5 protein-coding genes are annotated in these 6,611 nt (G+C 60.1%); 4 read left to right on the forward strand and 1 reads right to left on the reverse strand.

From position 1 onward, the window contains the following. Positions 1 to 224: 224 nt before the first annotated feature. Positions 225 to 3,014, reverse strand: a complete 2,790-nt coding sequence (locus tag MTR64_RS07540; protein ID WP_243992438.1) for a TonB-dependent receptor — start codon at positions 3,012 to 3,014, stop codon at positions 225 to 227. Positions 3,015 to 3,171: 157 nt separating this feature from the next. Between MTR64_RS07540 and MTR64_RS07545 the strand changes: the two genes are divergently transcribed. From MTR64_RS07545 to MTR64_RS07560, 4 genes are all read left to right on the forward strand, one after another. Then, positions 3,172 to 4,818: an alkaline phosphatase D family protein gene (locus MTR64_RS07545; protein ID WP_243992440.1), complete on the forward strand. Its 1,647-nt coding sequence runs from the start codon at positions 3,172 to 3,174 to the stop codon at positions 4,816 to 4,818. Positions 4,819 to 5,452: 634 nt separating this feature from the next. Next, positions 5,453 to 5,644: a hypothetical protein gene (locus MTR64_RS07550; protein ID WP_243992443.1), complete on the forward strand. Its 192-nt coding sequence runs from the start codon at positions 5,453 to 5,455 to the stop codon at positions 5,642 to 5,644. A gap of 59 nt (positions 5,645 to 5,703) precedes the next feature. Then, the gene (locus MTR64_RS07555; protein WP_243992445.1) at positions 5,704 to 5,922 is read left to right on the forward strand and encodes a hypothetical protein; all 219 of its coding nucleotides are present in this window, start codon (positions 5,704 to 5,706) and stop codon (positions 5,920 to 5,922) included. Positions 5,923 to 5,951: 29 nt separating this feature from the next. Further along, positions 5,952 to 6,440: a hypothetical protein gene (locus tag MTR64_RS07560; protein WP_243992447.1), complete on the forward strand. Its 489-nt coding sequence runs from the start codon at positions 5,952 to 5,954 to the stop codon at positions 6,438 to 6,440. Positions 6,441 to 6,611 lie beyond the last annotated feature (171 nt).

Raw genomic sequence — 6,611 nt, forward strand, 5'->3', positions numbered from 1 at the left:
CTATCGAATAGCGGTCATCTGTTCATCAAAGATGATCCGGCAACGAACCGCCGGTTGTCCGCAGCGACAAACACGACCTGGCTCCGGCCATATCGGGGCACCTTGGCCATTCTCTCCCGTCACAACGCCGCAGTGTGATGGAAAGCCAAACAACCTTTGTTCCCGGGCCAAGGAACTGACGCACTCGTAACTGCCAGTTCCTTGGCTGTCTGAACGAACGGAAATCAGAACTTCGCGCTGACGCCGAAATCGACGTTCACGCCGTATTCCTCGCGTGAGGTCACGCGGCTGGCGTAGCCCTGATAGCCGACCAGCGGCTCCTCGCCGATGTTGGATACGGAACCGAAAACCTCGACACCTTCCAGGATGCGGTAGCCGATGCGGGCATCCAGCACCGTGCGTCCCTTGGTATAGCTGTCGAAATCTGTGCTGGCGCCGACGCCCGTGAGATAGGCATCGCGGTAGCTGACCGCGAAGCGGGCTTCGAACGGCCCCTTCTCATAGAAGAGCGCGCCACCGGCAAGCCACTTGGACTGGCGGAAGAAGGGCAGATCGTCATCCTCGCGGCCCGGCACGTCGACGCTCGAATCCACGTAGGTGACGTTCGCGGAGATACCGAAACCGTCGAGCGGCGCAGGAAGGAACGTGAGCCGGGTGGTCATGTTGGCTTCGATGCCGAACAGGTTGCCGCTGTTGGCGTTCTGCGGCTGCGAAAGACTGATCAGATCCACACCCGCAAAGGCGGTGTCGTAGATGGTCTGCGTGTAGATCGGGTTCTTGATGTGCTTGTAGAACGCCGCAAGCGCAAACACCGTGTCGGCGTCGGGATAATACTCGGCGGAAAGATCAAGCCCCATCGACGTGTAGGGCTTGAGGTAGGGATTGCCCGAACTGCCTGCCCCGTCCTCTTCCTCGAACGTCGGGACAACGTCGCTGTAGTTGGGGCGGCCGATGGTGTTGGTCCATGCCGCGCGAAACACCATTTCCGGGCTCGGACGATAGTTCAACGTGATGTTGGGCAGGACGTGGGTATATTCCTTCTTGAAGCCCAGCGGCTGGATGTCCGAAACCTCGATCGTTCCATCCCCGTCCGTGTCGCGAATGGCAAAGGCATCGTACTTGCCCGACGTGTGCTCCACGCGAACGCCTCCGATCACGGTCAGATCGCCGAATTCCAGACTGGCCATGCCGTAGGCGGCGTAGATCTGCTCGTTGATGTGGTAGTCGCTGGCCTTGTCGTTGAAGGCAGTCGCCTCCTCGTCCAGTTCCATCAGGCCGGGGTTCTGGACGAAGGCATAGTCCATCACTCCGTTGTAATCCATTGCGGGGCCGAAATCGTATTTGCCGTCAAAGAAGCCCTGGATCGGGTCCAGCGCGGCGCCGGTATCGGCAAACGTCACGCTCTGGGCTGGTGTCCAGAGTTCCTGATAGTTGTCGCGATCCTTGGTCCGGTCGGTGAACTTCACGCCGAATTTCATGAAGCTGTCGGTACCGTCGGCGAAATCGGCCTTGAGGTCCGCCTTGAGCGCATGCAGGTCCTCATTGATCGTCTCGCGGCGCAGGCGAATACGGCGCAGCGGGAAAGCCGCCGCGTCGTAGAGCGTTTCGTCGACCGAACTGAAGGTTGGCATCGAACTGCCGAGCAGAATGGTCGATACCTTGTCACCGGCAGAACGGAACTCGATGTCGTCGCGCACCGGGGTATGTTCCTGGGCGTGGGCATAGGTGTAGTTGAGCTTGAGCTCGAAGGTGCCGAAGCGCCAGTCCACGCCGGGAGAGATATTGTACAGCTTCTGGGTCTGGTTGTTCTGGCGGAATTCGCGCGTCGCCCGGCCCTTGTTGTACGTCACCTCGTTGCCGGAAATCGTCGCGGTTCCGCGATACATGTCGTAGTCGAACTGGTCGCGGCCTTCGTGATCGGTGAACTCGTTGTAGATGGTGTTCACGTACACACGCACGTCGTCGTTCGGGCGCCATTCCAGATTGGCGATCCCGCCGATGCGCTCACGCATGATCGAATAGTTGAACATGCGCATGCCGGTGGGCGCCCACACGCCATCGGCCACCTCCTCCCAGCTCAGCGGATCGACAAGCTGGCTGTCGATGAAGCGCTTCGAATAGCTGACGCCGACGACAATGCCGAACTGGTTGTCATCACCGAAGGTCTGACCGTGCATGGCGCTGGCACCGAAGCCCGTCTTGTCCGCCTTGCTGCCGTAGATGCCGCGCGCGGAGAAGTAAGTGAAAGGCTTCGAATGATCGTAGGCGCTCGGGGTGACGATGTTGATCGCGCCGCCGATCGCGTTTGCGTCGTAATCCGGCGTTACCGTTTTCACGACCTCAATGGCCCCCACCAGATCAGAGGGGATAGTATCCAGCGCCACGCGCCGGCCTTCCGCCTCCGGAATGCCGGCGACATTGCCATCGACGGTTACGAGGTTGAGGTTGGGATCGACACCGCGAATGACGACATAGCGCGGCTCGCTCTGGTCGATTTCCACCGAGATGCCCGGAAGGCGCTGCAGCGCCTCGGCCGTGTTGTAGTCGGGCAGCTTGCCGATACCGTCCGAGGAAACGACATCGGCGACCACCGGCATCGCGCGCTTGCGCTGGATCGCGAGCAGGCGTGAAGCGCGGGCGCCTGTGACCAGAATGGAATCGCCTTCAATGTCCGTGGCCAGTGCGATATGGCCATCGGCATTGACCTTGCCTGTCTCGGGAACGGTTACCTGCAACGTCTCGCTGGCATAGCCCGGCTGGCTGACCGTCAGCGTATGTTCGCCCGCGTCGACATCGTACAGGACGTAGCGTCCGTTGGCATCGGTTGCCGCCGCCATCGCGCTGCCGTCCACGGATACGGTTGCGCCTCGTACGGGGCGATCAAGGGCCACGTCCGTGATGATGCCGGTGATTTCCCCGGCCAAGGCCGTGCCGGGAATACAGGTGCTGGCGAGAATGGCGGCGCGCACGAGAGTGCGGCGGCCAGCCCGGCGCGGCGATGTCATCATGGTCATGGAAGATCCCTGTTTAACGGTAGTCGATGAACGCGGGCATTTAGGCAGACCGTGTGGCAGTAAGTTTGTATTTATGTTGTACTTTTACGTCCTTTAAGTGACTAAAATGTCGTGCAGTCGCAGCAATTCTGTCACGGCCGTGCGGTAGCCGGGGCCTATGACAGACAGGCTCCTCCATCCGTTCGTCACGCGGCGCACGCTGCTCCAGGCCGCCGCACTTGCGCCGTTCGCGGCCGCGCTGCCCGGCGCACTCAAGGCGGCGCCTCCTTCCGGTTTCACCCACTCCGTCGCGAGTGGTGATCCCCTTCAGGACAGCGTAACCTTGTGGACCCGCTACGAACCTGCGGGTGGCGGCCCTGCGGAATTGCGCATCGAACTTTCGCTCGACACCACGTTTGACCGTGTTGTCGCGCGCGGCGCCGCGCAAGCCTCAGCGGAACACGGCTTTTGCGCGAAGGCCCGGATCGAGGGGCTGGAGCCGGGACGCTGGTACTATTACCGTTTCATCGCTCCGGACGGACAAGTCTCCGATACCGGCCGGACACGCACCTTGCCGGAAGGGCCGCTCGATCACTTTCGGATAGGCGTATTTTCGTGCGCGAACGCGACGTCTGGCTGGTTCAATGCCTATGGCCACGCCGCGGCCCGCAATGATCTGGACCTTGTGGTGCATCTTGGGGACTACATCTACGAGTCCAAACTGACGCGATCGGATGCCCTGAAGAAACTCGCGGTTTCAAGGAACATCCAGCCGCAACACGAGGCGGTCAGCCTTCTGGACTATCGCTTGCGCTATGCCAGCTACCGCCTCGACGCGGATCTGCAGGCGCTCCACCGTGCTTATCCTATGATCGCCATGTGCGATGATCATGAAACCGTGAACAACAGCTGGCAGCATGGCGCCGAAAACCATGGTGCAGACGAAGGCCCCTGGGACATCCGCAAGGGGGCGGCGATGCAAGCCTGGCATGAATGGATGCCGATGCGGTCCGATCCCTATACCCGTTACGAACTGGGCGATCTGGCCAGCCTCTTTCGCCTCGAAACACGCACTCTCGCGCGTAGCAAGCAGCTCGACCTGGGCGGCTGGCTCAAGGACAAGCCCGATCCGGTTGCGGCCGCTGCGGCATTCCGTGATGGCCCACTCGCCGACCCGGCCCGGACGATGATGGGTGTCGTTCAGGAGCAGTGGCTGGCCGACGGTCTTGCCAGCTCGGTCACAGCCGGAACCAAATGGCAAATTCTGGCCCAGCAAGTGATCATGGGCACCACGATCATGCCCCGCGATTACCGCACATGGTTCCCCCCGGATGCACCGGCGGGCGGGCAGCAGAAGACCGACCTGGACCTGGCCGTCAAGCTGGGCGCCATGGGCATTCCCACCAGCATGGACCGCTGGGACGGCTATCCCGCCGCCCGCGCCCGCGTTCTTGCCGCCGCCCAGTCGGCGCAAGCAAATCTGGTCGTGCTGAGCGGAGACAGCCACAACGCGTGGGCTTTCGATCTGGAAAACGCCGGACAACCGGCTGGCGTCGAATTCGCTGGACAGAGCGTATCGTCCCTGGGCATCGACAAGCGCTATTTCGGCAATCCCGCCGACATCGCGCGCAGTTATCTGGATGCCAACCCTGCGCTCAAATGGTGCGATACCAGCCGTCGGGGATACATGGTTGTGGACGTTCGGCCGGAAGCTGTGACAAACGAATGGTTGTTCCTCCATTCGAGGCACCAGCATTCACTGGAGGTGCTGGACAGCCAAAGGATGCATGTGCTCCACGGCGCGTCCCGGTTGCAGGCGGGGTGAGGTGGCATCAATGCCCGCTATGCTGGCAGAAGCAGTATCCAGATCAAGGTGATAGCCCCTAGTTTTCCAGACGCCCTGTATCCTAATTTTGGGAACCGGAGGCAACGGCAAGGAAGCCGAAGCCATGCCCGCCAGACGCAAAACCATCAAATGCTTATGCGCTCAGCCCCTGGCGTTAAACCTAATCGAGACACACTCTACTTTCGCAAGAACAGCACCATGAATAATTGCGCTATCATTTCAACCTCAGATAACTTCATGACTTCTCATAAAATTTATAAGCACATCCGTTCGATGTTGGAGGCTTTACTGCGGAGGTGATAATACCAAATCCCTCTTAATGACCAGACAGTTCTACCCAAGGATCATAGCAACGGCATTCGAAATGTAGCATATTCAGTGGGCACCGAGCGGCGCCGTTAGACTCACATCACGCCCCGTACCGCTCGGTGTACCAGCAGCAGCGAAATGCAGGCTGCCATCCCACCGGAACCAGCCTCTCCGACAGCGACGGAACGTTGTTCCCTGCGGCGTGATTGACTCGTCTTCTTGCAATCGATGTGCAATCAAGCATCTGCCGAATTGAGCAAGCCTACGAAGCTGACGATTCGGTCAACATCACATGGGAGGTGTCATGTTGAAAGAGGATGTCCCGGCCTGCCTCGTTCGCGCTCGCGAAGAGGTGCTCATTGCGCTCAGTGCAGGCACGATCGAAGAAGCCCGCGAACACAGGCAAGTTGCTGACAGCTATATCAAACGCGCGGTGCTGGATTTGCACCAGCATCCACACCGCCAGCACAACTGGGCTGCACTCGCCGCCCACTGATTACCGGGCATGACCGCGGCGATGGCCAGAAACAACCCATCCCCCGCCCCCGGATTTGCATGGCATATCAGCCGCGCAAGTCCGGGGGATTTTCTCTTGCTTACCTTGAGCACAGGGTCATGGACGACCGCGATACGGTTCGCCGGCAATCCCATCATCGTCGGATCAGCCAGAAAACGTATCCTCGGTATCGCGGCACCAATGCGTCGAACGGCAAATCGCTCGGCGTAGCGACACGTCCTTTGGCGCTTCAAGCCAATTTCGTTGGTGTGCTATGATCGCAGCTGCTCCTGCCACGGAGGATGAAATGCGGATTCGCCTCGCTTTTGCTGCATCCATAGTCTTGCTTGCCCCGCCGGTTCAGGCCCAATCGCCCCTCACTCCCAAAGATCGCACCGCCGCTTTCCTGGCGGCCGGATTCAAATTCCAGCGTGGACAATGGTCCGAATGCGGTGATCCTGGGACCCCCAGCTATTCGCCCGGACAAATCGACACCGTGCGCGATCTCAACGGCGATGGACGTCCCGAAGCCGTTATCACCGAAGGCAGTACCTTTTGCTTTGGCATGACGGGGACGGGGTTCACACTAGTGAGCAAGCAAGCCGACGGCACTTGGAAGAGCATCACCAGCAGCCAGGGCATTCCGAGTTTCCTCGCCACCAAGGGCGTTGGCGGCTGGCCCGATATCGAAATTGGCGGGCCCGGCTTTTGCTTTCCTGTCGAGCGTTGGAACGGCAAGGCCTACGTGCGGAACCGACACCAATACGAGGGCAAAGCCTGTCGTCCACAGCCATAGGATCGACTGAAGCGCGAGAAAGACGGGCGGGCTTTGGCCTCCGAGGCTGGGCGCGCTTCAGACGGGAGCAATCGTTACTGGCCTTCCCTTTGCCCTCGTGTTGATCCCCATTTGTATGGGATTGATCAGACGTGTCCGTCGTCAGAACATTTGGCGCAGGTCGCAGCTTAG

Origin of the sequence: Novosphingobium album (ex Hu et al. 2023) (assembly GCF_022832385.1) — a bacterium.
Taxonomy (GTDB): domain Bacteria; phylum Pseudomonadota; class Alphaproteobacteria; order Sphingomonadales; family Sphingomonadaceae; genus Novosphingobium; species Novosphingobium album.